The organism is Nonomuraea sp. NPDC049725, assembly GCF_040674795.1.
GTDB classification, from domain to species: Bacteria; Actinomycetota; Actinomycetes; order Streptosporangiales; family Streptosporangiaceae; genus Nonomuraea; species Nonomuraea ceibae.
Window position 1 is genome coordinate 49,389 of the sequence record NZ_JBFANJ010000010.1, and the last position, 24,379, is coordinate 73,767.

The 24,379-nt window shown below is 72.7% G+C and carries 26 protein-coding genes; 11 read left to right on the forward strand and 15 right to left on the reverse strand.

Annotated features, from left to right (window positions below):
* Positions 1-77: 77 nt before the first annotated feature.
* From AB0J53_RS25590 to AB0J53_RS25625, 8 genes are read right to left on the reverse strand one after another with little or no spacing between them, the layout of a single operon-like run.
* The gene (locus AB0J53_RS25590) at positions 78-401 is read right to left on the reverse strand and encodes an MGMT family protein (RefSeq protein WP_219504827.1); all 324 of its coding nucleotides are present in this window, start codon (positions 399-401) and stop codon (positions 78-80) included.
* Positions 389-748 (reverse strand): hypothetical protein, encoded by a 360-nt coding sequence (locus AB0J53_RS25595; RefSeq protein ID WP_219504825.1) that lies wholly within the window; start codon positions 746-748, stop codon positions 389-391. The genes AB0J53_RS25590 and AB0J53_RS25595 overlap by 13 nt, the downstream gene beginning before the upstream one ends.
* 22 nt (positions 749-770) lie before the next feature.
* Positions 771-1,931, reverse strand: a complete 1,161-nt coding sequence (locus AB0J53_RS25600; RefSeq protein WP_364176570.1) for a S8 family serine peptidase — start codon at positions 1,929-1,931, stop codon at positions 771-773.
* Positions 1,925-2,827 carry a hypothetical protein gene (locus AB0J53_RS25605; protein ID WP_357589980.1) on the reverse strand — a complete coding sequence of 301 codons (903 nt, stop codon included), beginning with the start codon at positions 2,825-2,827 and terminating at the stop codon, positions 1,925-1,927. The genes AB0J53_RS25600 and AB0J53_RS25605 overlap by 7 nt, the downstream gene beginning before the upstream one ends.
* Before the next feature lie 56 nt (positions 2,828-2,883).
* Positions 2,884-4,104: a S8 family serine peptidase gene (locus AB0J53_RS25610; RefSeq protein ID WP_364176573.1), complete on the reverse strand. Its 1,221-nt coding sequence runs from the start codon at positions 4,102-4,104 to the stop codon at positions 2,884-2,886.
* The gene (locus tag AB0J53_RS25615; protein WP_364176576.1) at positions 4,098-4,817 is read right to left on the reverse strand and encodes a hypothetical protein; all 720 of its coding nucleotides are present in this window, start codon (positions 4,815-4,817) and stop codon (positions 4,098-4,100) included. The genes AB0J53_RS25610 and AB0J53_RS25615 overlap by 7 nt, the downstream gene beginning before the upstream one ends.
* A gap of 50 nt (positions 4,818-4,867) precedes the next feature.
* A complete protein-coding gene (gene moeZ, locus AB0J53_RS25620) occupies positions 4,868-6,049 on the reverse strand; it encodes an adenylyltransferase/sulfurtransferase MoeZ (protein ID WP_219504820.1) in 1,182 nt (393 codons plus the stop codon).
* Between the two features lie 44 nt (positions 6,050-6,093).
* Positions 6,094-6,990 (reverse strand): alpha/beta fold hydrolase, encoded by an 897-nt coding sequence (locus AB0J53_RS25625; RefSeq protein ID WP_364176579.1) that lies wholly within the window; start codon positions 6,988-6,990, stop codon positions 6,094-6,096.
* A 229-nt stretch (positions 6,991-7,219) separates the two neighbouring features.
* On the opposite strand from AB0J53_RS25625, the gene AB0J53_RS25630 reads away from it, so the two are divergent.
* Both AB0J53_RS25630 and AB0J53_RS25635 read left to right on the forward strand, forming a co-directional pair.
* Positions 7,220-7,600: a hypothetical protein gene (locus AB0J53_RS25630; protein ID WP_219504816.1), complete on the forward strand. Its 381-nt coding sequence runs from the start codon at positions 7,220-7,222 to the stop codon at positions 7,598-7,600.
* Positions 7,601-7,790: 190 nt separating this feature from the next.
* A complete protein-coding gene (locus AB0J53_RS25635) occupies positions 7,791-8,537 on the forward strand; it encodes a hypothetical protein (RefSeq protein WP_364176582.1) in 747 nt (248 codons plus the stop codon).
* Position 8,538: 1 nt separating this feature from the next.
* On the opposite strand, the gene AB0J53_RS25640 is transcribed toward AB0J53_RS25635, so the two are convergent.
* A complete protein-coding gene (locus AB0J53_RS25640; protein WP_364176585.1) occupies positions 8,539-9,441 on the reverse strand; it encodes a Ku protein in 903 nt (300 codons plus the stop codon).
* A gap of 83 nt (positions 9,442-9,524) precedes the next feature.
* On the opposite strand from AB0J53_RS25640, the gene ligD (AB0J53_RS25645) reads away from it, so the two are divergent.
* The 5 genes from ligD (AB0J53_RS25645) to AB0J53_RS25665 all read left to right on the forward strand — a co-directional run bounded on the left by ligD (AB0J53_RS25645) (position 9,525) and on the right by AB0J53_RS25665 (position 12,536).
* Positions 9,525-10,406: a non-homologous end-joining DNA ligase gene (gene ligD, locus AB0J53_RS25645; RefSeq protein WP_364176588.1), complete on the forward strand. Its 882-nt coding sequence runs from the start codon at positions 9,525-9,527 to the stop codon at positions 10,404-10,406.
* A complete protein-coding gene (gene ligD, locus AB0J53_RS25650) occupies positions 10,403-11,275 on the forward strand; it encodes a non-homologous end-joining DNA ligase (protein ID WP_364176591.1) in 873 nt (290 codons plus the stop codon). The genes ligD (AB0J53_RS25645) and ligD (AB0J53_RS25650) overlap by 4 nt, the downstream gene beginning before the upstream one ends.
* A gap of 48 nt (positions 11,276-11,323) precedes the next feature.
* Positions 11,324-11,536 (forward strand): hypothetical protein, encoded by a 213-nt coding sequence (locus AB0J53_RS25655; protein ID WP_246644781.1) that lies wholly within the window; start codon positions 11,324-11,326, stop codon positions 11,534-11,536.
* 61 nt (positions 11,537-11,597) lie between these two features.
* Positions 11,598-12,218: a TetR/AcrR family transcriptional regulator gene (locus AB0J53_RS25660; RefSeq protein ID WP_364176594.1), complete on the forward strand. Its 621-nt coding sequence runs from the start codon at positions 11,598-11,600 to the stop codon at positions 12,216-12,218.
* 87 nt (positions 12,219-12,305) lie between these two features.
* A complete protein-coding gene (locus AB0J53_RS25665; RefSeq protein ID WP_049574576.1) occupies positions 12,306-12,536 on the forward strand; it encodes a DUF3107 domain-containing protein in 231 nt (76 codons plus the stop codon).
* A 348-nt stretch (positions 12,537-12,884) separates the two neighbouring features.
* Here the strand turns inward: AB0J53_RS25665 and AB0J53_RS25670 are convergent, their stop codons facing one another.
* Entirely contained in the window at positions 12,885-13,529 is a 645-nt protein-coding gene (locus tag AB0J53_RS25670) for a ferritin-like fold-containing protein (RefSeq protein ID WP_219504803.1), read from the reverse strand.
* Between the two features lie 352 nt (positions 13,530-13,881).
* Between AB0J53_RS25670 and AB0J53_RS25675 the strand changes: the two genes are divergently transcribed.
* From AB0J53_RS25675 to AB0J53_RS25685, 3 genes are all read left to right on the forward strand, one after another.
* Positions 13,882-15,777 carry a DEAD/DEAH box helicase gene (locus AB0J53_RS25675; RefSeq protein ID WP_364176598.1) on the forward strand — a complete coding sequence of 632 codons (1,896 nt, stop codon included), beginning with the start codon at positions 13,882-13,884 and terminating at the stop codon, positions 15,775-15,777.
* 256 nt (positions 15,778-16,033) lie between these two features.
* On the forward strand, positions 16,034-16,924 hold the full coding sequence (locus AB0J53_RS25680; protein ID WP_219504799.1) for an alpha/beta hydrolase: 891 nt from the start codon (positions 16,034-16,036) through the stop codon (positions 16,922-16,924).
* Between the two features lie 13 nt (positions 16,925-16,937).
* On the forward strand, positions 16,938-17,849 hold the full coding sequence (locus tag AB0J53_RS25685) for an oxygenase MpaB family protein (RefSeq protein ID WP_364176602.1): 912 nt from the start codon (positions 16,938-16,940) through the stop codon (positions 17,847-17,849).
* 58 nt (positions 17,850-17,907) lie between these two features.
* On the opposite strand, the gene AB0J53_RS25690 is transcribed toward AB0J53_RS25685, so the two are convergent.
* Genes AB0J53_RS25690 through AB0J53_RS25705 form a run of 4 tightly spaced genes read right to left on the reverse strand, consistent with a single transcriptional unit; the run spans position 17,908 to position 20,999 of the window.
* A complete protein-coding gene (locus AB0J53_RS25690) occupies positions 17,908-18,933 on the reverse strand; it encodes a PD-(D/E)XK nuclease family protein (protein WP_364176605.1) in 1,026 nt (341 codons plus the stop codon).
* 28 nt (positions 18,934-18,961) lie between these two features.
* On the reverse strand, positions 18,962-19,669 hold the full coding sequence (locus AB0J53_RS25695; RefSeq protein ID WP_219504796.1) for an MBL fold metallo-hydrolase: 708 nt from the start codon (positions 19,667-19,669) through the stop codon (positions 18,962-18,964).
* A gap of 11 nt (positions 19,670-19,680) precedes the next feature.
* Positions 19,681-20,289, reverse strand: a complete 609-nt coding sequence (locus AB0J53_RS25700) for a MarC family protein (RefSeq protein ID WP_308125735.1) — start codon at positions 20,287-20,289, stop codon at positions 19,681-19,683.
* Between the two features lie 35 nt (positions 20,290-20,324).
* Positions 20,325-20,999 (reverse strand): DUF6758 family protein, encoded by a 675-nt coding sequence (locus AB0J53_RS25705; protein ID WP_364176609.1) that lies wholly within the window; start codon positions 20,997-20,999, stop codon positions 20,325-20,327.
* A gap of 41 nt (positions 21,000-21,040) precedes the next feature.
* On the opposite strand from AB0J53_RS25705, the gene AB0J53_RS25710 reads away from it, so the two are divergent.
* Complete coding sequence (locus tag AB0J53_RS25710; RefSeq protein ID WP_364176612.1) at positions 21,041-21,418, forward strand: NUDIX domain-containing protein; 378 nt, start codon at positions 21,041-21,043, stop codon at positions 21,416-21,418.
* Here AB0J53_RS25710 and AB0J53_RS25715 read toward each other — a convergent pair whose 3' ends face one another.
* A complete protein-coding gene (locus tag AB0J53_RS25715; protein ID WP_364176615.1) occupies positions 21,419-24,280 on the reverse strand; it encodes a hypothetical protein in 2,862 nt (953 codons plus the stop codon).
* Positions 24,281-24,379: the final 99 nt, after the last annotated feature.

Below are 24,379 nucleotides of genomic sequence, written 5' to 3' on the forward strand. Positions count from 1 at the left end.
TCAGGCTGCCGTCAGTGTTCTGCCCATGGTAATAGGAGTCACCTACTACCAAATCGCCCATTCAGGGAACCGGCAGGTCAGCGGCCTTCCTGAGAATCGGCTGAACGCCCGTCCCAGCGGGCGCCGCGCATGTCCACGCGCTCCCCCCGCAACGGGGTGCCCTCCTCGCGCCAGTGCGCCAGGCAGCGTTGCAGGTGGTCAGGGGCCACGCCGCTGCCGTCGGCGTGCACCACGCGCCACCACGGGACGCCGCCGCCCCACACGGACATCACGCGCCCCACCTGCCGGGGGCCGCCCTCGCCGAGGTATTCGGCGATGTCGCCGTAGGACATGACCTTGCCGGGCGGGATGCGCTCGACGAGGTCGAGCACGCGCTCGGCGAACGGCTTCAGCGGCTCCACGCCGCCGGTCCCGCGTCGATCATCTCGTCCAGCTTGCCGAGCTCGATCACCGACCCGTCGGCGACCACCTCGACCACGCCCTCACGCAGCCCGTAGACCTCGCCGTCCTCGCCGATGAGCCGGGCGCCGAGCACGCCCGCCAGCCGGACGAGCTGGGCCACCTGCCAGTCGGAGCCGGGCGCCCCGATCACCTGCTCACGCCATGCTCCCACGGCGTGCGTGCCGTCGCCGTGCCTGGCGACGATCTCGTGCGATCCGCGCAGCTCGAAACCCGCCGGCGCGATCGCCTTCGCGACCTCCGCGAAGGCCAGCGGCGCCTCACGAACCACGCGTAGCTCGTATCCCATGACGGGGGACCATAGCGGATCTTTACTCCCTCCGCTGATTGAGGAGCACGATGGCCCCGCAGAACATGACGAGGGCCACGAGGACGCCGATCCCGTACAGCCAGAGCCGCCACGGGTCGGGTCCCGGGGCCGACGGCTGCGGGGTGTCCTCGCCCTGCCCGAAGTGCTGGTCAGCGGGTACGGGGACCTGGCGTTTGTGGCCGGTGAGCCGTTCGGCGGCGTTCAGCGCGGCGCCCGCGTCGACCACGCCGAACCCGGTCCTGTCGTCGTACCCGGCGGCGGGGCGGCCCCGCGCCCCGGTGGCGAGCGCCTGCGCGACCTGCTCGGGCCGCAGGTCGGGGTAGCGCGCCTTGACGAGCGCGGCCACCCCGGCCACCAGCGCCGCCGCCGAGCTGGTGCCGTCGGACAGCGCGTAGCCGCTGCCGCGCTGGACCACGGGCACCCCGGAGCCGGGCGCGGCGACGAGCACGGACAGGTTGTCGCTGCTGTACGGGGCGGGCTTGCTCGTCTTGTCCACGGCCGCGACTCCGATGACGCCCGGGTAGCCCGCGGGGAAGCTCCAGTAGGAGGTCTCGTTGTCCTTGGTGTAGGTGGTCTGCCCGTCGTTGCCCGCGGCGGCGACCAGGACGACGCCCTTGCCGAGCGCGTAGGAGACGGCCTCGCGCTCGGACTTGTGCGGCCCGTAGTTGCCGATCGACATGCTGATGACCTTGGCGCCGTGGTTGGTGGCGTAGCGCAGGGCGCGGGCGAGCGGGCTCTCGGTGGCGCCGGGGTCGGTGAGCAGCGGCGGGGCGATCTGGTCCTCGGGGTTCTCGTCCAGGGCCAGCGGCAGTGACAGCACCCGGGCCTCCGGGGCGACGCCGACGAACCCGTTCCCGGCTCCCGATCCGGCGATCAGCGCGGCCATGGCGGTGCCGTGCTCGCCGGGCTCGACCTCGCGCGGGCGGGCCGCGCCCGAGCTCATGTCGGGGCCCACGGTGACGCGCCCGCGCAGCTCCTTGACCCGGGTGTCGACGGCGCTGTCGATCACGGCGACGGTGACGCCGGCGCCTTTGGTGACGTTCCACGCCTGCTCGACGTTGAGCGCGTCGAGCACCCACTGCTGCTGCTCGCGGATGGGCGGGTCGGCGGGGGCGTGCAGGGCCAGCATCGCGGCGGTGAGGACGCGGACGACGGTCAGCACACGTTCCCCTGGGTGCAGGGCGGGACCTTGGGCGGGTCCGCCAGGAAGTAGGCGATCTGGTTGCCGACGGACTTGGCGGCGGGCCAGAGCTCGGGGTGCAGGATCTCCTCGGGCGGGACCGCGGCCCTGGTGCGGCCGTCGGCGTAACCGGCGGTCGAGAACACGATGTACGGCCCGGCGCCCACCCAGCCGGTGCGCTGGCGCTGCTGCACGCCGAACCGTTCGGTCACGGTGCCGGGGAAGGCGACGGGCAGCACGCCGACGCGGTCGTCCTGGCTGAGCTGGTCGGTGACGGACGCCCTGGCCGCCTCGTCCTTGAGCACGGCCACGCCGACGGTCATGACGAACGTGGAGGTCTGGTCGACGTAGGTGGCGCGCAGCATGGAGACGCAGCCGTACTCGTCGAGGACGCCGGCCACGGACGGGTCGACGGCGTCGCGGCAGGCGGTCTCGGGGGCGATGCCGACGCGCCTGGCGTACTGCTGGGCGCGGTCGAGGCCGAGGTACTTGACCTCTTCGGGGAAGACGCCGGTGGTGGGCCACGCCTGCCAGCGGCGGGCGATCTCCTCCTGCTTGTAGCGGTTCTGCTCCTCGGCGGTCAGCGGGCGCGACCGGGTCTCCTTGAACAGGCCGGCGGTGCCGAGCAGCACCACGACGGCCGAGACGGCCACGATGACGGTGAGGAGCGCGACGAACATGCGCCGGTAGCGGACGCCCTGCTGGAGGGAGTCGGTCTCGGCGCGTTCGGCCGCCGCCCGCCTGCTCCGCATGCCCGCCGTGGGCCAGTCGCGCACGCGCGACCGGCGGCCGGTGGTGGCGCCGAGCGGATTGCTCCGTCCCGGCGTGGATCGTCCCCCGACGCGCGGTAGTCCTGAGGTGGGCCTACGTGCCTTCACCACCGCCTCGTTCCCAGCTCGGCTTCGTGTCTATTTCGTCCCCCTAACGGGGCGGATCATGCCTCTTGGTCATTGTGTGGGCGTCGGCCCCTTCTGACCAGGGCGACGATGGCTCCCAGCGATCCCAGCGCCACCACGGCCAGCGCCGCCGCGAGGCTCCCATGCAGCAGGATGTGCGCGCCGTCGCGGTGCACGACCTGGATCGGGGCGGGCGGCGCCTGGCCCAGCGGCCTGTCCGGGTCGGCCGCCTGCGCGCCCGCCGCTGTCTCGGTGTGCCCGGCCAGCCGTCCGGCCTCGGCCAGCGCCCTGGCGGCGTTGACGACGCCGAACCCGGTGCCGGTGTCGTAGCCGCCCGGCGGCCGGTCGTCGGCGCTGGCGGCGAGCGCCCGCACGACGAGCGGCGGCGACAGGTCCGGATACTCGGCCTTGATCAGGGCGGCCACCCCCGACACCAGCGCGGTCGCCTGCGACGTCCCCCGGCCCACCCAGTAGGCGTCGCCCGGCCCCGCGCCCATGATGTCGACGCCCGGCGCGGCCACCACCACCGAGGAGTTCCAGTTGGAGAACGTCGCCCGCCGCAGCCTCCCGTCGGTCGCCCCCACCGACACCACGCCGGGGAAGGCCGCCGGGTAGGAGTACGGCGCCGCGCCGCCGCCCTCGACCTCGCGGGTGCCCTCGTTGCCCGCCGCCGCGACCACCACGACCCCCTTGGACACCGCGTAACGCACGGCCGCCCGGTCCTGGCGGGTCGCCAGCTCCTTGGAGATCGACAGGTTGATCACGTCGGCCCCGCGGTCGACGGCGTAGCGGATGCCGCGCGCGACCACGTTCTCGAACCGCTCGTCGGTGTTGAACGTGCGGAACCCCGGCTCCTCGTCCTCCAGGATCACCCGCACCGACAGCACCCGGGCGCGCGGCGCGACCCCGATGACGCCCAGCTTCCCGTCCGGGCCGTGCCCGTGCCCGGCGATCAGCGAGGCCATGTACGTGCCGTGCAGGCGGCGGGGCGTGACGCCCGGCGGGTTCGCCCCCGCGGTGAAGTCGCGGCCGACGGTGACCGAGCCCGCCAGGTCGCGGTGGCCCGGGTCGACGCCCGAGTCGAGCACGGCCACGGTGACGCCGTCGCCCTCGCTGATCCGCCACGCCTTGGCCAGGTCCAGCGTCCTGATGACCCGCTCCTGCCCGGACCGTACCTCGTCCGCCCACGCCGGGGCCGTGACCGCCGGCAGCAGCCCGGCGAGCAGCGCCGCCCGCACGAGCGGCCCGCGGCTCAGCACCGCCACTCCTCGGCCGCGCAGTTGGGCATCCGGGGCCTGCTCAGGTCGGCCAGGACGCGCTCGGAGATCTCGGTCGCGAAGGCGAAGACCGCCGGCCGCTGCTCGCCCGACTTGCTCGCCGGCCGGCCGTCGACCTGGCCCGCCGTGGTCAGCACCAGGTACGGGCCCGCCTGCCGTACCGAGCCGGACTGCCGCACGGCGGGGGTGAACCGGTCGGACACCGTGCCGCGGAAGGCCAGGGGGCGCAGGCCGGGAACGGGCGCGCCGCTGCCCGGGAAGGCGGACCTGGCGCGGGCGGCGCGCGGCTCGTCGGGCAGCGCGACCACGCCCACGGTGACGAGCACGCCGCGCAGGGCGTCGATGTAGGTGGCGCGCAGCACGGCGCGGCAGCCCGCGGCGGCCAGCGCGGCGGCGGCCTCGGCGTCGACGGCGTCGTGGCAGGCGGTGCGCGGCGAGATGCCGATCCGGCGGGCCCGCTCGCGGCCGCCCTGCTCGGCCGAGTAGGCGAGGCTGGACGGGAAGACGCGCCCGGCCGCCCAGGTGCGCCAGCGCTCGGCGACCTCGCGCTCGGCGGCGGCCCTGAGCTCGGCCGCGGTGGGACCCCGGGTCAGCTCGCCGCTCGCCGAACCGGCCGCGACCCCGGCGGCCACCGCGCAGACCAGAGTCAGCGCGGAGGCCACCAGCAGGGAAGGCCAGAGGCGGGCGTTGTCCACGGGATCGACCTTAATGCGGGCGACCCCGTGTCATCCGTCGGAAAGCAGACTCAGTAAGACGGCAGGCTCGGGTCGACGGTCTTGACCCAGCTCAGCACGCCACCGCCGACGTGGACGGCGTCGGCGAAGCCCGCGTTCTTGACGACCGCGAGCGCCTCCGCCGAACGGGCGCCGGACTTGCAGTGGAGCACGATCCGCTTGTCCTGCGGCAGCTTCTCCAGGGCCGAGCCGTTGAGGAACTCGCCCTTGGGGATCAGCGTGGCACCCGGGATGGAGACGATCTCGTACTCGTTCGGCTCGCGGACGTCGACGAGGAAGATGTTCTCGCCGTTGTCCTGCATGGCCTTGAGCTCCTGGGCGGTGATCGTGGAGCCGCTGACCGCCTCGGCGGCCTCGTCGGAGATCGCGCCGCAGAACGCCTCGTAGTCCTCCAGGAGCTGGGTGACCGTCGGGTTCTTGCCGCACAGCACGCACTCGGGGTCCTTGCGGACCTTGACGTCGCGGTACTTCATCTCCAGGGCGTCGTAGATCATCAGGCGGCCGACGAGCGGGTCGCCGATGCCGGTGAGCAGCTTGATCGCCTCGTTGACCTGGATGGAGCCGATCGACGCGCACAGCACGCCGAGCACGCCGCCCTCGGCGCACGACGGCACCATGCCGGGAGGCGGGGGCTCCGGGTAGAGGCAGCGGTAGCAGGGGCCGTGCTCGGCCCAGAACACGCTCGCCTGGCCGTCGAAGCGGTAGATCGAGCCCCAGACGTACGGCTTGCCCAGCAGCACCGCGGCGTCGTTCACCATGTAGCGGGTGGCGAAGTTGTCGGTGCCGTCGAGGATCAGGTCGTAGCCGGAGAAGATCTCCATGACGTTCTCGGTGGTCAGCGCCGTGTTGTGGATCACGACGTCGATCAGCGGGTTGATCTCCCGGACGGACGCCGCGGCGCTCTCGGCCTTCAGCCGGCCCACGTCGGACTGGCCGTGGATGACCTGGCGCTGCAGGTTGGACTCGTCCACGACGTCGAAGTCGACGACGCCGAGCGTGCCCACACCCGCCGCGGCGAGATAGAGCAGCGCCGGCGACCCGAGACCACCGGCGCCGACACACAGCACCTTGGCGTTCTTGAGCCGCTTCTGCCCGGCCATCCCCACGTCGGGAATGATCAGGTGACGCGAGTAACGGCGCACTTCGTCGACGGTGAGCTCGGCGGCCGGCTCTACCAGCGGTGGCAACGACACTTTCTACGCTCCCGTTTCAGGGGGTCTCTATCTCCATGTGAAACCTAGCCGGGCAGTGGGGCATTCCCCAATCGCGTCTCACGGATCAGACGGCGCGCCTCGGCGGCCACCACGCGAGGCACCTCCATCATCGCCACGTGCCCGGCCCTGGGCAGCAGCACCAGTCTCAGATCACGGAACGCGCGCGCCGCCCTGGCGGCCATCGCGGGCCGGACGAGCCGGTCGTGGCGGCCGTGGATGATCAGCGTGGGGGCCTGGACCTTCTCGGCCTGGCGCCACAGGTTGTCCGCCCCGCGCCGGAAGTACTCCGCCACGATGCCCCGGGCCGAGCCGATCATGGCGGCCGCGGAGTACGGCAGTTCGTCGCGGCGCCGCTGCTCCTCGATCGCCTCGCGCAGCCGTACCGGATGCACGGCGGCCATGTCCGCCCAGACCACCGCGAACGAGGCGTTGATCCGCTGTTCGGCGGGGATCAGCTTCAGCCGGCTCGCCACCCACTCGCCCAGCCGGGGCGTCGCGGCGGCGGCCACCCGCACCGGGCCGGAGCGGGGCAGCAGGTCCGGCAGCGCCGGCGAGATGAGCGTGAGCGAGCGCACCAGCTCGGGGCGTCCGGCGGCGACGCGCACGCAGACCGCGCCGCCCATCGAGTTGCCGAACAGGTGCGCCGGGCCGACCTGCTCCAGCAGCCGGACGACCGCGGCCGCGTGCGCGGCCACGCTGTAGTCGCCGTCGGCGGGCGCGGGCGAGTGCCCGGCGCCCGGCAGGTCGATCGCGTGCCCTGTGACGTCGTCCTTCAGCTCGTCCATGAGGTCGGTCCAGTTGGTGGCCGCCCCTGCCAGACCGTGTACGAAGACCGCCTGCTCGGGGGCGCCGGGCGGGGTGGACCTGACGTGGACGTCACCGACCATGCGCCCCGGCCAGTGCGGGACCGGCTCTGCCATGCCTCCTCCTCACACACGGGTTTCTGGACATTTCAGCTTATATCGCTTCATACATCTCTAATTGATCTAACGACAGGCCAAGCGTGCGGCAAAAGGACTTGATCGCCGTTTATGGCCTGCAACCCCCGGAAAGTATGACAACCAGATGACACCCAGCGTGACATCTCAGGCACTCTCCGTCATCACGGAAATTGCCGCAAGTGCAAGGAACCGTTCAGGGGGAAGCACAATGTCCAAGCTCAAGACCATGATGGCTGCCGCCACGCTGACCACCGCCCTCACCGGCGGCATGGTGGGTGTCGGCGAGGCGGCCTCCGCCACCACCACCGCCAACGCCTCCACCAGCGTCGGCGCGGCCACCAACGTCTCCAACTTCGTCGCTCACCCGCGCTGGTGCCGCTGGCACCGCAGCCACGGCTGGGGCCACGGCCACGGCTGGGGTCGCGGCCACGGCCACGGCTGGGGCTGGGGCCACCACGGCCACCGTCACGGCCACGGCCGTTACGTCAACCGTGTCAAGGTGTTCCTCAACCTGGCCGAGGACAAGGTCCGCTCCGTGCACCGTCGCGGCTGCCTGAAGATCCGCCACAACCACGGTGGCCACTGGTAAACCGATCATCTCGGCCCGGGGTTCCGGGCAGAGCTAACGCGGGGGCGCCGGATCATCTCCGGTGTCCTCGCTTTCATGTGTGCGGGTAAGCCGTGGACCCGCATTCGGTCATACGGCTGTGCGGCGCATTCCCGTCCGGGGTCGGAAATGCGATGCAAGGAGGAGTTTCATCGACATAGGAGCTGCTTCCATGGCATTCACCCGCATCGCGGCCGTCCTGCTGGCCGCCTCCGGCGCCGCCCTGGCGACCGCCCCACCCGTGCTCGCCGACCCCGCACCGCCCGGCCCGAACGCCCACCGCGACCTGCGCGAGCTGCGGCAGGAGCTCCACGAGTCCCGCCACGCCCGGGCCCGCGACCTCCAGGAAGCCCGCCACCGCTGGTCCGCCGACCACCGCGACCGGCACGACCGGCGCGGCCACTGGGCCGACAACCTCCCCACCCACCCGGACCACTGGGCGAACGACCGCCACGCGACCCGCGACCACCGTGAGGCCCGCGAGGCCCGTGAGGCCCGCGAGGCCCGTACCCGCGCTCTCCAGGACACCCGCACCCCCGGCGACCTGCGCGACCGCCGAGCGGGTGACCGGCGCGACGCCCGGCAGGGGCCCGGGCTGACGGAGGGGCGCGTCGAAAGGGAGGCGCGGGGACCGCAGGGCCCGAGGCCGGAGACCCGGGATCGGGGGGACGCCACCGCGCAGGCGCGGCTGACCACGTGCGCCTACCGGGTGAAGGCCGGGACGCGGGTCTACGTGAAGCCGGAACGGGGGGCGAAGGAGCTGGAGCACTTCGGCTCCCAGAGCCGCACGCTGGGCGCGTGCGCGTCGCGCCCCGGTGAGAAGTGGACGAAGGTCCTGGCCCCGGAACGCGGCAAGATCGGCTACGCGCGCACCGACAGGCTGAAGAACCTCGGCCCGAAGAAGTGGCTGTCCGTCTGAGTCACGCGGACTTGCGCGCCTTGCGCTTGGGGGCCGCCTCCTTCTCCTTGGACTCCTTCGAATCCTTGGACTCCTTGGACTCCTTGGATTCCTTGGCGGCCCTCTTGGGTTTGGCGGCGCCCCCGCCGGTGCGCTCGCGCTTGGCGGCGTCGACGCTGGCGCGCAGCGCGGCCATGAGGTCGACGGCCGGCCCGGCCTCCTCCTCTTCGGGGGCCGCGACGACCTCCTTGCCCGCCACCTTGGCCTCGATCACCTGTTGCAGCGCCTCGCGGTAGGTGTCGTGGTACTCGGTGGGGTCGAAGTCGGCCTCCATCGTGGTGATGAGCGATTCGGCCATCTTGAGCTCCTGGGCCCGTACCTCGATGTCCTCGTCCAGGAACTCGAAGTCGGGTTTGCGGATCTCGTCCGGCCACAGCATGGTCTCCAGGACGAACACGCCGTCGCGTACCCGCAGCGTGGCGAGCGACTCACGCTGGCGCAGCGCCACCTTGACCACGGCGACCTGCCCGGAGCTCTCCAGGGCGTTGCGCAGGAGCACGTACGGCTTGGCGCCCTGGGCGTCGGGTTCGAGGTAGTAGGACTTGGCGAAGTAGATGGGGTCGATCTGCTCGGCCGGGGCGAACTGCAGCACGTCGATGCGCCGGGAGGTGCTGAGGGGCAGTCCTTCGAAGTCCTCGTCGGTCAGCACGACCATCTCGCCGGTGCCGAGCTCGTAGCCCTTGGCGATGTCGGCGTAGGCGACCTCTTCGCCGTCGACGGTGCACACCCTCTTGTAGCGGATGCGGCCGCCGTCCTCGCGGTGCACCTGGTGGAAGCTGACGTCCTTCTGCTCGGTGGCCGAGTAGAGCTTGACGGGGATGGTGACCAGCCCGAAGGAGATCGCACCTTTCCAGATGCTGCGCATGGGCACTCCTCAGCAGTAGCGGGCGGTCCACCAATGGGCACATACCCGTCATGGTGCAACCAATGCCACACTCGATTGAACCAATGCTGGCTGTACCAGGGGAACTACCCTCCGATCACGACCGGTACGGCCTCGAGGTCAAGTGGGACGGCATTCGCGCCATCGTGCACGTGGACGGTGGCCTCCGGGTGACGGGAAGGCACGGGGCGGACTACACCCGCCGCTACCCCGAAATTTCGGACTTCGGCATGAAAAGTGCGGTCATCGACGGCGAGGTGGTGGCGCTGGACCGCCACGGCCGGCCGAACTTCGTCCGGTTGCAGCGGCGCATGCACCTGACCGACCCCGAGCCGCTGATCCTGGAGCGCTACCCGGTCACGTACCTGCCCTTCGACCTGCTCTATCTCGACGGCATGTCCCTGTGCGACCTGCCGTACCGGACCAGGCGCAGCCTCCTGGACGAGCTCGACATCGGCGCCCCGCCCTACTTCCCCGGCGATTCCGGCCTGCTGGCGGCCACCTCGGAGCAGGGCCTCGAAGGCGTGGTGGCCAAACGGCTCGATTCCCCTTACCAGCCCGGCGTGCGCTCCCCCGCCTGGATCAAGGTCAAGAACCTGAGCATCACGGAAGTGGTGATCGGCGGCTGGAAGCCCGGCAAGGGCCGCAGGGCGGGCGGCATCGGCTCGCTCGTCATGGGCGTGTTCACGCCTGCCGGCCTCACGTACGTCGGCCACGTCGGGACCGGCTTCACCGAGGAGGCCCTGGATCTCCTGTACGGGATGCTGGCGCCGCTGGAGATCGCGCGGAGCCCGTTCAGCAACGCGGTCCCGTGGCGTAATCGATGGGTTAGACCCGATCTGGTCGGGGAGGTGGCCTACACGATGTGGACCGACGACCAACGGCTGCGCCACCCCGTGTGGCGCGGGCTGCGGGCGGACAAGCTCCCTGCGGAGGTGACGCGGTGAAGGTCCCCGTCAAGGTGGACGGGCGCGAGCTCACGCTGAGCAACCTGGACAAGGTGCTCTACCCGGAGGAGGGATTCGCCAAGGCCGAGGTCATCGACTACTACAGCCGCGTCGCCCCGGTGCTGCTGCCCCACCTGGCGGGCCGCCCGCTGACCGTCAAGCGCTACCCCAACGGCGTCGAGGGGGCCTCGTTCTTCGAGAAGAACGCCCCCGACCACACCCCCGGCTGGGTCCGGCGCGTCAGGCTGCCGGTGCCGGGGAGCACCAAGGACCGCGAGAGCATCGACTTCGCCGTCGTCGACGACCTGCCGACCCTCGTCTACTACGCCAACCTGGCCGCCCTGGAGCTCCACGTCCCGCAGTGGCGCGTCTCGGACGACGGCGAGGCGCTGCCGCCCGACACGCTCGTGTTCGACCTGGACCCGGGCCCGCCCGCCACGATCGTCGAGTGCTGCCGGGTGGCGCTCATGCTGCGCGAGGTGCTGGCCGCCGACGGGCTCACCGCCAGGCCCAAGACCAGCGGCAGCAAGGGCATGCAGCTCTACGCCGCCTGGGACGGCCGCGAGGAGCCGTCCGCGTACGCCAAGCGGCTGGCCCAGGCGCTGGCCAAGGAGCATCCGGGCGAGGTGGTCAGCGTCATGACGAGGAAGCTGCGGCCCGGCAAGGTGTTCATCGACTGGAGCCAGAACAACCCGGCCAAGACCACCGTGGCCCCCTACTCGCTGCGCGCCAGGGCCAGGCCGACGGTCTCCACGCCGCTGCTGTGGAAGGAGGTCGAGAGCTGCGAACACGCCGACGACCTGGTGTTCACCACGGCCGACGTGCTCGCCAGGGTGGAGAAGCACGGCGACCTTTTCGACGCGGCGTAGGCTGGGTGCGTCCGCACGCAACGGGGCCACATGTGAAGGGGGAACGACATGTCGGAGATGGACGTACGCGGGGACGAGGCGAATTTCGCCGACGACGAGGAGCGGCCGCTGGAGGCGCCGGAGGCCGACGCCGTCGAGCAGCGGCGCAGGCTGAGCGAGGACGAGTCCCGGCCGCGCCGGGAGGTCCCGTTCGACGTCGACCCCGCCGACGCGGCCGACCAGGACCGCGTGGTCGAGCTCGACGATGACGACTATCGCTGAGGCGGCGGCTACCCGCGCGTAGGATGTCGGCACGATCCGCACGAAGACGTTGGAGACCCGCGTGACCGCTACCCCGGACGCCAAGCCCCGGGGCACCCGGCTGCCCCGACTCGCCCGCCGCCGGCAGCTGCTCAGCGCCGCGCAGGAAGTGTTCGTCGAGAACGGCTACCACGCGGCCGCCATGGACGAGATCGCCGAGCGGGCCGGGGTCAGCAAGCCGGTGCTCTACCAGCACTTCCCCGGCAAGCTGGAGCTCTATCTGGCGCTGCTCGACCTGCACGTCGACGACATGGTCAACCGCTGCCGCGACGCCCTCGCCTCCACCAGCGAGAACAAGCTGCGGGTCCAGGCGACGTTCAGCGCGTTCTTCGACTTCGTCTCCACCCAGGGCGAGGCGTTCCGCCTGGTCTTCGAGTCCGACCTGCGCAACGTGGCGCCGGTGCGGCAGCGGGTGGAGCGGTCGCTGAGCGAGTGCGCCGAGATGGTCAGCGCGGTGATCCAGGAGGACACCGGCTGCACCAGCGACGAGGCGCACCTGCTCGGGGTCGGGCTGGTCGGCATGGCCGAGGTCAGCGCCCGCTACTGGGTGACCCAGCACGGCTCCATCCCGAAGGACGCGGCCGAGCAGCTCATGGCCCGGCTGGCCTGGCGGGGCATCAGCGGTTTTCCGCGTACGGCATAACCCGTTCGCTGGGCGCGATCAATCGGCGTGTTTCCGGCACGCAGCGGCCACGATGGGACCAGCACAGCCCCGTCGAAAGGGAGCACGATGGAAGTCAAGATCGGGGTACGTTCCGTACACCGCGAGCTCGTGGTGGAGACCGACCTGTCGTCGGAGCAGGTCGAGGAGGAGATCAGGCAGGCGCTGGCAGCCGAGCGGGGCGTGTTCGCCATCACTGACGTGAAGGGCAGGCGCGTGGTCGTGCCGGTGGCGGCGCTCGGCTTCATCGAGATCGGCGAGGACGAATCCCGCCCGGTGGGCTTCGGCGGCACGCTCTGACCTTTCCGGCCCGCACGACCTGACTCCCGGGACCGCGTTCCACCGGCCCCGGGGGTCGCGGGTCTGGCGGGCCGGACCAGGCCCAGTCAGTGCCCGATCAAGGTCAGGTCAGGTCAGATTGGGTCAGGCGAGGCGGCAGCCGCGTGGGCGGCGGCGCCGGGGGGCGATCTCCGGTCCCCGGGCCGGGCACCAGGCGCCTCCCCTGCGCAGCACGGCCCGCGACGGCCAGCGATTCGGCCCACATCTGGTCAAGGAACTGCCGTAGCGGCGCGAGGCCCTCATGCCTGGCACGCTACAGCCGTTCGCCGCCCCGCGCCGTGCGATCCCCTCGACAGCCCTGCACCGGGTTCAGATGCCGAGCGCCGCCATGCGCTTGTTGTGCTCCTCGGTGAGGCGGGCGAACATCCGGGAGATCTCGGCCTGGTCGTCGGCCCCCGACTCGACCAGCATCATCGCCAGCTCCGGCCGGGCCGCGGCCACCCGCTGCCCCTGGCTGAGCGCCTCGCCGACCATCCGCCTGGCCCACAGCGCCAGCCGCCCGCCGACGACCGGGTCGGCGGCGATGCCCGCCCTGACCCGCTCGACCGCGAACCCGGCCCGCCCCTCGTCCGCCAGCACCTCGTCCACGAGCTTGGCGATCGCGGGCTCCAGCCGCCGGGCCGCCTCCCGATAGAAGTCGAGCGCGATGCCGACCCCGACATAGGCTTTGACCAGCGCCTCCAGCCAGTCGGTCGGCGTGGTCTGGCGGTGCCAGGCGTCGAGCGCCTCGGCGAACGGCTGCATCGCCGCGTCCGGATCGGCGCCCAGCTCGGTGAGCCGGTCGCGCAGCAGCCGGAAGTGCGCATACTCCGCCACGGCCAGCTCGCTGAGCGCGGCCCGGTCGGCCAGCGTGGGCGCCAGCCTCGCCGCGTCGTCGGTCATCCGCGTGAAGGCGCTGAGCTCGGCATAGGCCAGGACGCCGAGCAAATCGACGACCGCAGGGGACTCGTTCATACGTCGCAGCGTACTTCGGTCAATCTTCGGGAACATACGTGAGCTCGGCCAGCGTTGTGGTATCGAGTACACTGCTCTGTGAAAGTGCGACCGCACTGTGTAAATTCGGGGGAATCTCTCCCGGATGCCCCCGCTCCCCGGGTGCGCGGTCGCTGATGACATGAGAGGGCTGGCTCTACCGCGAGGACCCAGGCACGGGGGTATTTTTCCGCCCGATCGGTCCCGGCAGGCCCGCCTTCATTTGAGACTGAGGCAGGCCACGCTGACGACTTTCCGAGACCTCGGAGTCACACCAGAAATCGCCGATGCCCTCGAGACCGAGGGCATCACCACACCGTTCCCGATCCAGGAGATGGCTCTCCCGCTCGCACTGGGCGGCCAGGACCTCATCGGACAGGCACGCACGGGCACGGGCAAGACCTACGCGTTCGGCATCGCGATGCTCCAGAGCATCGGCAAGCCGCGCAAGAACCGCAAGAAGCCCCGCGGGCTGGTCGTCGTGCCGACCCGCGAGCTGGCCCACCAGGTGAGCGAGGACCTCGTCACCGCCGCGGGCAAGCTCGGCTCGCGCGTCCTGACCGTTTACGGCGGTCGCGCGTACGAGCCGCAGATCGAGGCGCTGAAGGCCGGAGTCGACGTCATCGTCGGCACCCCCGGACGCCTGCTCGACCTGGTCAAGCAGAAGCACCTCGACCTCAGCCAGATCACCAGCCTGGTGCTCGACGAGGCCGACCGCATGCTCGACCTGGGCTTCCTGCCCGACATCGAACGGATCTTCAAGCTGATCCCGGCGCAGCGGCAGACGATGCTGTTCTCGGCCACCATGCCGGGTGAGATCGTCTCGCTCTCGCGCAAGTACCTCAACCGTCCCACCCACGTGCGCGCCGAGCACGAGAGCGGCGAGGGCGAGGCCACTCCGCAGGTCCGCCAGATCGTCTGGCGCACCCACCGGATGGACAAGATCGAGATCGTCGCCCGGCTGCTCCAGGCCGAGGGCCGCGGGCTCACCATGGTCTTCTGCGAGACCAAGCGGGCCTGCGACATGGTCGCCGAGCAGCTCGACACCCGCGGCTTCGCGGTCGCGGCGGTCCACGGCGACCTCGGCCAGGGCCAGCGCGAGCAGGCTCTGCGCGCCTTCCGCAACGGCAAGATCGACGTGCTGGTGGCCACCGACGTGGCGGCCCGAGGCATCGACATCGACGACGTCACCCACGTGGTCAACTACGACGCTCCCACCGACGACAAGACCTACGTGCACCGCATCGGCCGCACCGGCCGGGCCGGGCGCACGGGCATCGCGGTCACGTTCGTGGAGTGGGAGGAGCTGACCCGCTGGAAGATGATCAATCAGATGCTCGGCCTGGACTTCGCCGAGCCCGTCGAGACCTACTCCACCTCGCCGCACGTCTTCACCGAGCTCAACATCCCCGAGGGCACCAAGGGCGTGCTGCCGCACGCCAACCGCTCCCGGGCAGGGCTGTCGGCGGAGCGGATCGAGGACCTCGGCGAGACGGGCCGCCCCCGCAACCGCGGCGGCCGACGCCGTGACGAGCGTGAGGAACGTGACGAACGCCGTCCGGCCCGCACGCCTCGCCAGCGCCGCCGCACCCGTGGTGGCAAGTCCGCCGAAGAGGGCACTCCCGTCGAGACGCCGGAGGTCGAGCTCGTGAACGGTCGCTCCCGCAAGCCGGAGGAGACGCCCGCGATCATCTCTGCTGACGAGGTGGAGGCCGTGGCCGCCGAGCCGCGCCGCCGCACCCGCCGTTCGTCGGCGGAGCGGGCGTCCGCCGAATCGGCCAAGGCCACAGAGCCCGCCAAGGTCACAGAGCCTGTCAAGGCCGCTGAGCCCGTGGTGAGCGCCGAGCCGGTCAAGGCCGCCGAGCCCGTCAAGGCGCCCGAGCCCGTCAAGGCCGCCGAGCCCGTACGCGCTCCTGAGCCCGCCAGGGCGCCGGAGCCCACGCGGGCGCCGGAGCCGGCGCGGGCCGCGGAGCCGGTCCGGGTGGCGCCTGCCGTCGAGCCGTCGCCGGCCGAGCCGGTGCCCAGCTTCCTGACCACCCCGCCGCCGCCCGCGGCGTCCAGGGAGCCGGAGCGGATCATCCCGCCGAGCCCGTTCACGGTGATCTTCCAGTCGCCCGACCTGGCGACGGACGACGACGACATCGCCCCGTCCGCCGCCACCGAGCGCAAGCAGCAGCGCCGCCAGGCTCGTGGCGGTGGTGGCGGCGGCAACCGCCGCCGCGCGGGCTGACGACCGCAGTGTGAAGAGCGCAGTGTGAAGGGCGCGCACCCACCCGGGTGCGCGCCCTTCCGCGTGTCAGCGGCCCCCGTGATGGGCGGGCGAGCGCTCCGGCCGGAACCCCGCGCACCGGGCTTCCAGGTACGCGCCGCGCGTCCCGGACCCGGCGTCCGGCACCCCCATAAGCTGGCAACTCCCCCGAAATCCGGCACCAGCGTAGAAGGTTAGCCGGTGTTGACGCGCTGGCCTCTGGGTATTGTTGCCCCACGTGAGTACGCCGCGATTCCTGCAGCTGCCTCCCGGCGTTGCACCACGCAAGATCGACACCCCCGAGGGCACGTTCGCGGCCCTGGAGGCGTCGCCGGTGAGCGGCGTGGTGGAGCGCTGGCCCGCACTCCTGGTGCCCGGCCTGACGGGGAGCAAGGAAGACTTCATCGCGGTCCTGCAGACCCTGGCCCAGTCGGGCCGCCGGGTGCTGGCCATCGACCTGCGCGGCCAGTACGAGTCGCCGGGCCCCGACGACCCCGGCGCCTACACCTGCGCGGCGCTCGGCGCCGACGTCGACCAGCTCGCGCAGACCCTCGGCGGCGGCGAGCCGGTGCACCTGGTGGGCCACTCCTTCGGCGGCCTGGTCTCGCGGGAGGCCGTCATCGACGGGCGCACCAAGTTCGCCTCGTTCACGCTGATGAGCTCCGGCCCGTCGGCGATCGCCGGCAAGCGCGCCCACCACGGCCGCAAGATGCTGCGCGAGATCCCCGAGCTGGGCCTGGAGCACGTGTGGCACGCCAGGTTCGAGCCGGAGGCCGTGGCCGCCGGGGTGCCCGACGACATCATGGCGTTCCTGCGCAAGCGGCTGCTGGCCAACTCCCCGACCGGGCTGGCGTGCATGGCCGAGCAGGTGCTCACCATGCACGACCGCACGCCCGAGCTGCGCCAGATCGAGGTGCCCACGCTGGTCCTGTACGGCGAGCACGACGACGGCTGGCCGGCCGAGACGCAGGCGGAGATGGCGGCCACGCTGGAGGCGGAGTGCGTGGTGGTGCCGGGCGCCGTGCACTCACCCGCCGTGGAGGCGCCCGAGACGACGGCCGCCGCGCTGGTCCGCTTCTGGAACGACGCCGAAAGCCACTTTTTGGACACTCGATCGGGCGCTGTGTAACCATGCGTCCACCATGTCCGAAGACCTCGCCGTCCCGTCGCCCCTCGCCGTCCAGTCACCGCGCAGCGCGACCTGGCGGGTGCACCTCGACCGCACGATGTGGGTCGGCGGCGTCCGGGGGCTGATGCTCCAGGCTCTGCACCCGCTGGCGATGCTCGGCGTCTGGCAGAACTCCGACTTCCGCACCGACCCGTTCGGACGGCTGCGCCGTACCGCCGACTTCGTGGGGCGGGTCACGTTCGGCACCCCGGAGGAGGCCCGCGCGATCGGCAGGCGGGTGCGCGGCATCCACCGGAGCCTGCGCGTCGTCGAGCCCGGCGGCCGGGTGCACCGGGTCGACAACCCGGAGCTGCTGCTGTGGGTGCACTGCGCGGAGGTCTCGTCCTACCTGGAGGTCGCCCGGCGCGGCGGGCTCGCGCTCACCGGGCCGCAGGCCGACCGCTACCTCGCCGAGCAGCGGCGCAGCGCCGCCTACGTGGGGCTGCACCCCGAGGACGTGCCCGGCTCGCGCGCCGAGATGGCGGCCTACTTCAAGGCGGCCAGGCCCGCGCTGCGGGTCACGGAGGAGGCCAGGGCGGCCGTGCGCTTCCTGCTGTGGCCGAAGATGCCGCCGCGGCTGCGGCTGCTGTCGGCCGGGAAGCCGGTCTACTTCCCGTTCGGGGCGCTGTGCTACTACACGCTGCCGGACTGGGCCAGGCGGATGTACGGGATCCTGCCGGAGGTGCCGCAGGGCGCGGTGACGGCCGGGCTGGCGGCGTTCAGGCTGGCCATGAACGCGCTGCCGGAGCCGCTGCACGACCGGGCGTTCCTGCCCGCGACGCGGCGGATGCTGCGCGACTCCCGGCAGCGGCTGGCGGCGGCCGGCTACGACGTCCGCAAGGGTCTGCGCGGCGCCGTCGACCCTCGCCACTGGCCCAGCCCCTGACCGGCGCCATCGCCCCTCGCCACCGATCCAGCCCCTGACCGGGCCGGTCAGGGGTGCGCTATTCGGCCAGGCCGTCCCACGGGCGGCGTTCGGGGGCGGCGGCCAGCCCCTCTGGGCAGTGGCGGCGGAAGTCGCACCACCCGCAGATCGGCCCCGGGCTGGGCGCGAACAACGCGTCGATCTCGGCGGGCACGGCGGCCGGTCCCACGGACGCCCGCTCGCGCCGCAGGTCGTCCTTGGACGGCCAGGCGGCTCCCGGGTTGCCCGGATCCGCCGAGGGCCGTGGTTCAGGCTCCGCTGGACGCGGCTGAGGCGGCGCGTGGAGAGCCGGGCCGCCGGGTCCGGTGTCCCGGGCCGGGGCGGGCCGGGAGCGGCGGCTCGGGGCGCTGGAGGCGTCGGAGGACACCGCCGCGCGATAGCGGTCGTCGGCGTCGGCCGCCTCCAGGGCGATCTCCTCGGCGCGGCTCAGGTGGCGGCCGAGGGACTCGTCGGTGTGCCGCCACTCGACGATCTCGCCGGTCGGCAGGTGGTGCAGCTCGACGGCGCGGGCGGGGGTGCGCATCATCCGGGACGCCGCGATCGCGTAGACCGCCAGCGCGAGCGAGGAGCGCGCGTCGTCCTGGGTGAGGGGCCGCCGCCCGGTCTTGTAGTCGACGACCACCAGCTCGTCGCCGCGCCGGTCGAGCCGGTCGATGCGGCCGGACAGCGCGATGACCTTGGTGCGGGTGGCGACGGTGCGTTCGACGCCGACCGGATCATCACTGGGGTCTAAAGTCGCGACATATCCGGACACGAGGTCGCGGGCACGCGCGAGCCACCGCGCCGACTGCTCCCCGTCCCTGAACCCCTCGGTGATCCACCCGCTCGTGAGCAGGGTGGCCGCCGTGAGCGGGGTGCGCCGCTCGTACGGCTCCCGCCACCAGGCCGCCAGCGCGTTGTGCACGCTCGCCCCGACGCTGTTGTGCGCCCAGGCCGGGCCCTTGGACGGCTGCGGCCGGTCCAGGTAGGTGAACCGGTAGCGGCGCCGGCAGTCGAGCCAGGCGTTCAACCGCGACGGCGTGCACGAATAGAGCCGCCGCGGCATCCCTTCCAGCGGAAGCTGGCCCTGCACCCTATTCGTCGCCCGGGTTGAGCTTGATGCCCGACACCCGGGTGCCGTCGGAGAGCGGGCCCTCGGGGGCGGGCTCACGGGTCAGCGAGCCGGAGATCCAGTCGTCGAAGTGCGGCTCCAGGTCGCCGACCGTGACCTCCTCGCCGTGCGACGGCAGCACCCGCGTCGCGGCCGGCAGCGTGAACAGCCGCCCGCCGATCGCGGTGAGCTGGTCGGCCAGGCGGGGGTACTCGCCGCCGAGCTTGCCCGGGCCGTCGGCCTGGAGGGTCTTGCCGGTGAAGACCGCCTCCAGCGCCTCGCAGTAGAGCGAGACGCCGCCCGGCGTCACCCCGGGCGTCTCCATGACGTCGAGCTGCACGTCGGCGACGCCGAAGATGCCGTCGTCCTCCATGTCGATGTCGGGCCAGGTCTCGGTCCAGGTCTCCCGCCAGTGCGGCTTGTCCTTGGGGTGCAGGGCGATGACCGCCTCGTCGCGGCTGGCCACCTCGATGGCCGCGCCGACGTGGTCGGGCAGGCCGTGGGTGCAGATGACGGCGAGCACCTCGCGCTCGCCGACCTGCTCAAGGATCTTGTCGGCGTCACGCGCCGGGTCGATGACGATCACTTCGTCGTCATCGCCGATGATCCACGTGTTGTTCTCGACCTTGTGCTCGACGTCGTCGATCTCGACGACGCCCTCGGTCACCACTCGCTCGATACGCGCTGTCACGCCTCCGAACTCTAGCCCGTCTGCGTGAGTGAGCGAATCGCGTTGATGATGAGTTGCACGGCCAGCGCCGACAGGAGCAGACCGGCGATCCTGGTGACGAGTTCGACGCCGTTCTCCTTGATGAGGCGGATGATGCTCACGGAGAAGCGCATGAACAGCCACAGCAGGATGTGCACGGCCGCGATCGCCAGCCCGAGCGCCAGGATGCCGCCGGGCACCCCGGCGGCCTGCTGGGCGAAGACGATGGTCGCCACGATCGCGCCGGGCCCGGCGAGCAGGGGCGTGCCGAGCGGCACCAGGGCGACGTTCACGTTGGAGCGGACGGTGTCGGCGCGCGGCTCGGCCGCCCCGCGCAGCAGCTCCAGCGCGACCAGCAGGAGCAGCAGCCCGCCCGCGATCTGCATGGCGGCCACCTCGACGTGCAGGTAGCCGAGGATCGCCTGGCCGAACACCGCGAACACCACGATCAGGCAGAACGCGGTCACCGACGCCTGCCAGGCGACCCGTTTGCGCTCCTGGGCGGTGCGCCCGAAGGTGTAGGCGAGGAAGAGCGGGATGACTCCCGGCGGGTCCATGATGACGAACATCGTCACGAACGCCTCGACGAAGAACCTCAGCACCGCTCCCCCAGCACGCCGTACGAGGGGAACGCCTGTCAGTCTTCCAGTCTCGGGGAGAACGCCCCGTAAGGCACGTCGAGGTCGAGGTCACGCAGATCGAGCAGGCTGAGCTCGGCCAGCGGGATGAGGCAGCCGGCCTCCGACGGCCAGGCGATCGTCCACAGCCAGTTGCCCAGCGCCTCGCCCGCGTAGACGGCCCGGTCGGCCGCCGCGCCCACGCACCACAGAGGCGTCGGGTGCCCGAGCACCTCGATCTTCGCGTTCGGCGGCCCGTGGTCGAACCCCTCGCCCGGGTCGGGCCCGTCGAGCCCGGCGAACGCCGCGCCCAGCCCCACCCCGGGCTCCTCGGCGACGATCAGCAGGTCGGCCGGCCCGTGCATGAACGACGGCCCGCTCAGCGCCACCACGCTGGCCCGGACGCCTCTGTGCTCGTCGCCCACCTCCGCGAAGCCGGTCACCATCCATTTGGACGGCAACGGCCATGGCAGCCACACGGGCACCATGGAGTTCTTCCGCATCGCCTCCAGGGCCGTCGCGGACGGCGGCCGGGGCGGCTGATACGGCAGGACGTCTCCGTGCGCGTCACAACGCCATGCGCTGGACCACGCACCGGGCCCGTGAAGCGGGCCAAAACACCGTGGGCACGTTGGAGCCGCTCTCACAGCTACCCACGGTGCTTCCTCGGGCCCGGCCCCGTCAAGGCCGCTCATCGTTATCCCGTCGTAATCTTGGTCATGTGCGCGTAAATTGTGTGGGAGCGATCATCTTCGACGCCGGGCGGCTGCTTCTCGTACGGCGCGGCCATGCTCCGTCGGCCGGGCTGTGGTCGCTTCCCGGCGGTCGTGTGGAGCCCGGCGAGAGCGACGAGGCCGCGGTCCGCCGCGAGGTCATGGAGGAGACCGGCCTGCGCGTCGCCGTCGGCCCGCTCGCCGGCGCCGTCGACCGTCCCGGCCCGGCCGGCGTTACGTACGAGATCCGCGACTACTTCGCCACGGTCACCGGCGGCGTGCTCAGCGCGTCGGACGACGCCGCCGACGCCCGCTGGTGCGCCCGCGCCGAGCTGACCCGCCTGGCCCTCTCGCCCGGCCTGCTGGAGGCGCTGCGGGAGTGGGACGCGCTCCCGCCCTGATCAGCGGCTGGACGTGAGGGTGGAGGTCCACAGGATGAGGTGGTCGTCACTGTAGGTGGTGGAGCGGCCCAGCGCCACGACCTCCTCGCCCGCCACCGTCACCGCCGTCAGCCACTGCGCCCCCGGCCCCGCCAGGCTGTCCTCGGTCAGGTCCAGGCGGCTCCAGCCGATCCCGTCCTCGGAGGTCCAGGCGGCGCTGTCGCCGTCGCCGGGCGTGCCGTGCCAGCCGACCGCGACGAGCCCCGGGCCGGCCGCCGCGAGGTCGTACACCGCCGCCGCCCGTTCGGCGGGCAGCCAGGCCGTACGCCAGGTCGCGCCGTCGTCCTCGGAGACGGCGGAGAAGGCGCGGCGGGCGCCCTCGTCCGTCACGGCGGCGCCGATGGCGACGAGCCGGTCCTGGTAGGCGGCCACCTGGCGCAGCCCGGCCGAGGACGTGCCCGGCGGGGCCACGCGCTTGCGCGCCTTCCAGTTGACGCCGTCGCCGGAGACCCACACGACGCCGCTCTCGCCGGCGCCCACGCCCGCGCCGCCGACCGCGACATAGCCGTCGGAGGTGGCCGCCAGGTCGTGGATCCGCACGTCGGAGCCGCCCTGCGGCAGCTTGTCCGAACGGGTGAACCGGCGCAGGTCCGGCGTGAACCACAGCGCGGCCGACACCGTGCCCGTCGGCCCCCGGTCCTCGCCCGCGAGCACGTAGCCGTCGGGCCCGGCGGCCAGGACGCGCGCGTCCAGGTACGGGTGGTCGCCCGGCCGGGCCAGATCGCCGCCGGCGGCCACCTTGCGCCAGGCCCGGCCGTCCTCCGAGGCCACCAGCAGCGGCTCGGTGACCTGCACGTCCGTCTGGGTGGCGCCGACCGCCAGCCAGCCCTTGCGGCCGTGGGCCACGTCGCTGAGCCGCTGCTGGCGCGGGCCGCCCAGGCTGATGGACGTCCAGTCCTGCCAGTTGAGGCTGGTCCAGATGCCGGCGTCGCCGGACGCCGAGCCCACCGCGACGTAACGGCCGTCGTGCCCGGCCACCCGTGAGGTCTCGCGGGCGGCCCGCGACAGGCCGTCCACGCCCGCCAGCCGCACCCGGGCAGGCTTGCCGCGCTCGGGCGCCGCCATCAGCACGAGCTGGTTGTCCACGTCGGCCGCCGCCTGGTCGCCGCCCGCGAACAGGGTGCCGTCACCGGAGATCGTGAACCCGCGCAGGGTCGCCCCCGCCAGGTCGCCCAGCTCAGCCCGTTCCTTCCACGACCCGCCGTCGGCGCTGGTCAGCACCGAGTAGCCGCCCAGGTTCGCCTGGCTGACGGCCGCGACGCCCGACGCGTGCGAGATCAGCGACTCCACGCCCGGGCTCTGCCCGCCGAGCTCGTCGATCGTGCCGCACTGCGACCACTCCGCGCCCGTCGGCGAGCAGTAGACGCGCACGTCGCCCGAGGCCGTGCGGTGGCGGACCGGCACCAGCACGAACCGCTTCGGCGCCACCGCCAGCGAGCCCGCCCTCGGCATCGCCTCAGGAAGCTGGAACCCGGTCGCCGCCCAGCTCCGGCCGCCGTCGGCCGAGCGCAGCACCCGCGAGCCGTCGCCCTGCCCCGGCTGGGCCAGCGCCACCGCCGTGTCGCCCTTCGCCACCACCGCGCGCAGCTCGCCCACGTCCAGGCCGCGCGTGTCGACGCGGTCCCAGGAGCGGCCGTCGGCGGAGTGCCAGGCCGCCGGGCCCGCGCCGCCGTTCTGCAGCGTCGAGCGGCCCACGGCCACGAACCCGGACCCGGTCCTGGCGATGTCGTGCACCACGTCGCCGTCGCGGAACGCGGCCAGCCCGGCCGGCTCCACCGCCTCCCAGGCCAGGCCGTCGGCGCTCGTCCACATGGCGCGCCCGGTCAGCTCGTCGCCGCCGCTCGCCAGCCAGCGCCCGCCGCCGCCGACGACCCGCTGCACCGTGGGCGCCGCCGCGCCGGTCACCCGGCCCAGCCGCCACCGCTCGCCGTCGGGCGAGAACAGGAACAGCGGGCGCGGCGTCGGGCTCGTCATGTCGCTGCCCACCGCCACGACCGCGCCGCCGACGGAGGCCATGTCGTTGAGCTTCTGGTTGGAGCCCAGGCCGGTGGAGGCGGGCACGGTGAACAGGCTGTCGCCCGGCCTGCCGACGCCCGCCGCCAGCCTCAGGCCGGGGTCGTCGGGGGTGACCCACTGCCACAGCAGCACGCCGCCCGCCACGAGCAGGGCGACGACGAGCGCGACGGCCATCGGCACCGTGCCGCGCCGGCGCCGCCGCATCGGGCTCGCCCGGCGCACCGCCGAGGGGGCCAGGGTCCGCTCGTGCCTGCCCCCGTTGCCGGGGCGTTCCGGGCCGGCCGCCACGAGCAGGTCCGGCCGCGTCGGCCGCCCCGCCGGCGGCCTCCCCACCCGCCGCACGGTCTCCTCGTCCGCCTCGCCGCCCTCGGCCCGCGCCTCCTCGGGAGCGAGGGGCCGTACGGGGTCCGCTTCGTCCGGATCGGAGGGCCGTACGGGGTGCGTTTCTTCCGGGGCGGGAGGCCGTGCGGGAGCGTCGGGTTGGGCGGGGGCCGGGGGATGGTGGGTGAGGAGGTACGGGGGGATGCGGACGGGGCGCGGCTCGTCGTCGTCGTCGGTCTGCGGGAGGGGCAGGTGGTAGGGGGGCTCCTTGGGCTTGGCGGCCTCCGGCGTGGGGCGGGGCGGTCCGGAGGCGACGAGCTTGTCGGGCCGGTTGACCGTGCGGCGGGGACGGCGGCGCGGCTCGGTCTCGGGGTCGGCCGTCGGGGAGCTGTAGGGGCGTCGGCCCTTGGGCGGGTCGTCACCGGCCTCGTCGTCGTCCTCGGGGGTGGGGGCGGCGAACGGCGGCATGCCCCAGGGGGATGTCACCGGTAAGCCGCGGGCACGGTCGTCGCTGGGACCCGGCGGGGTGTGCCGGATCCTGGGTTCGCCGGATCCGCTCCCGGAACCCGGGTCGTCGTCGCCCGG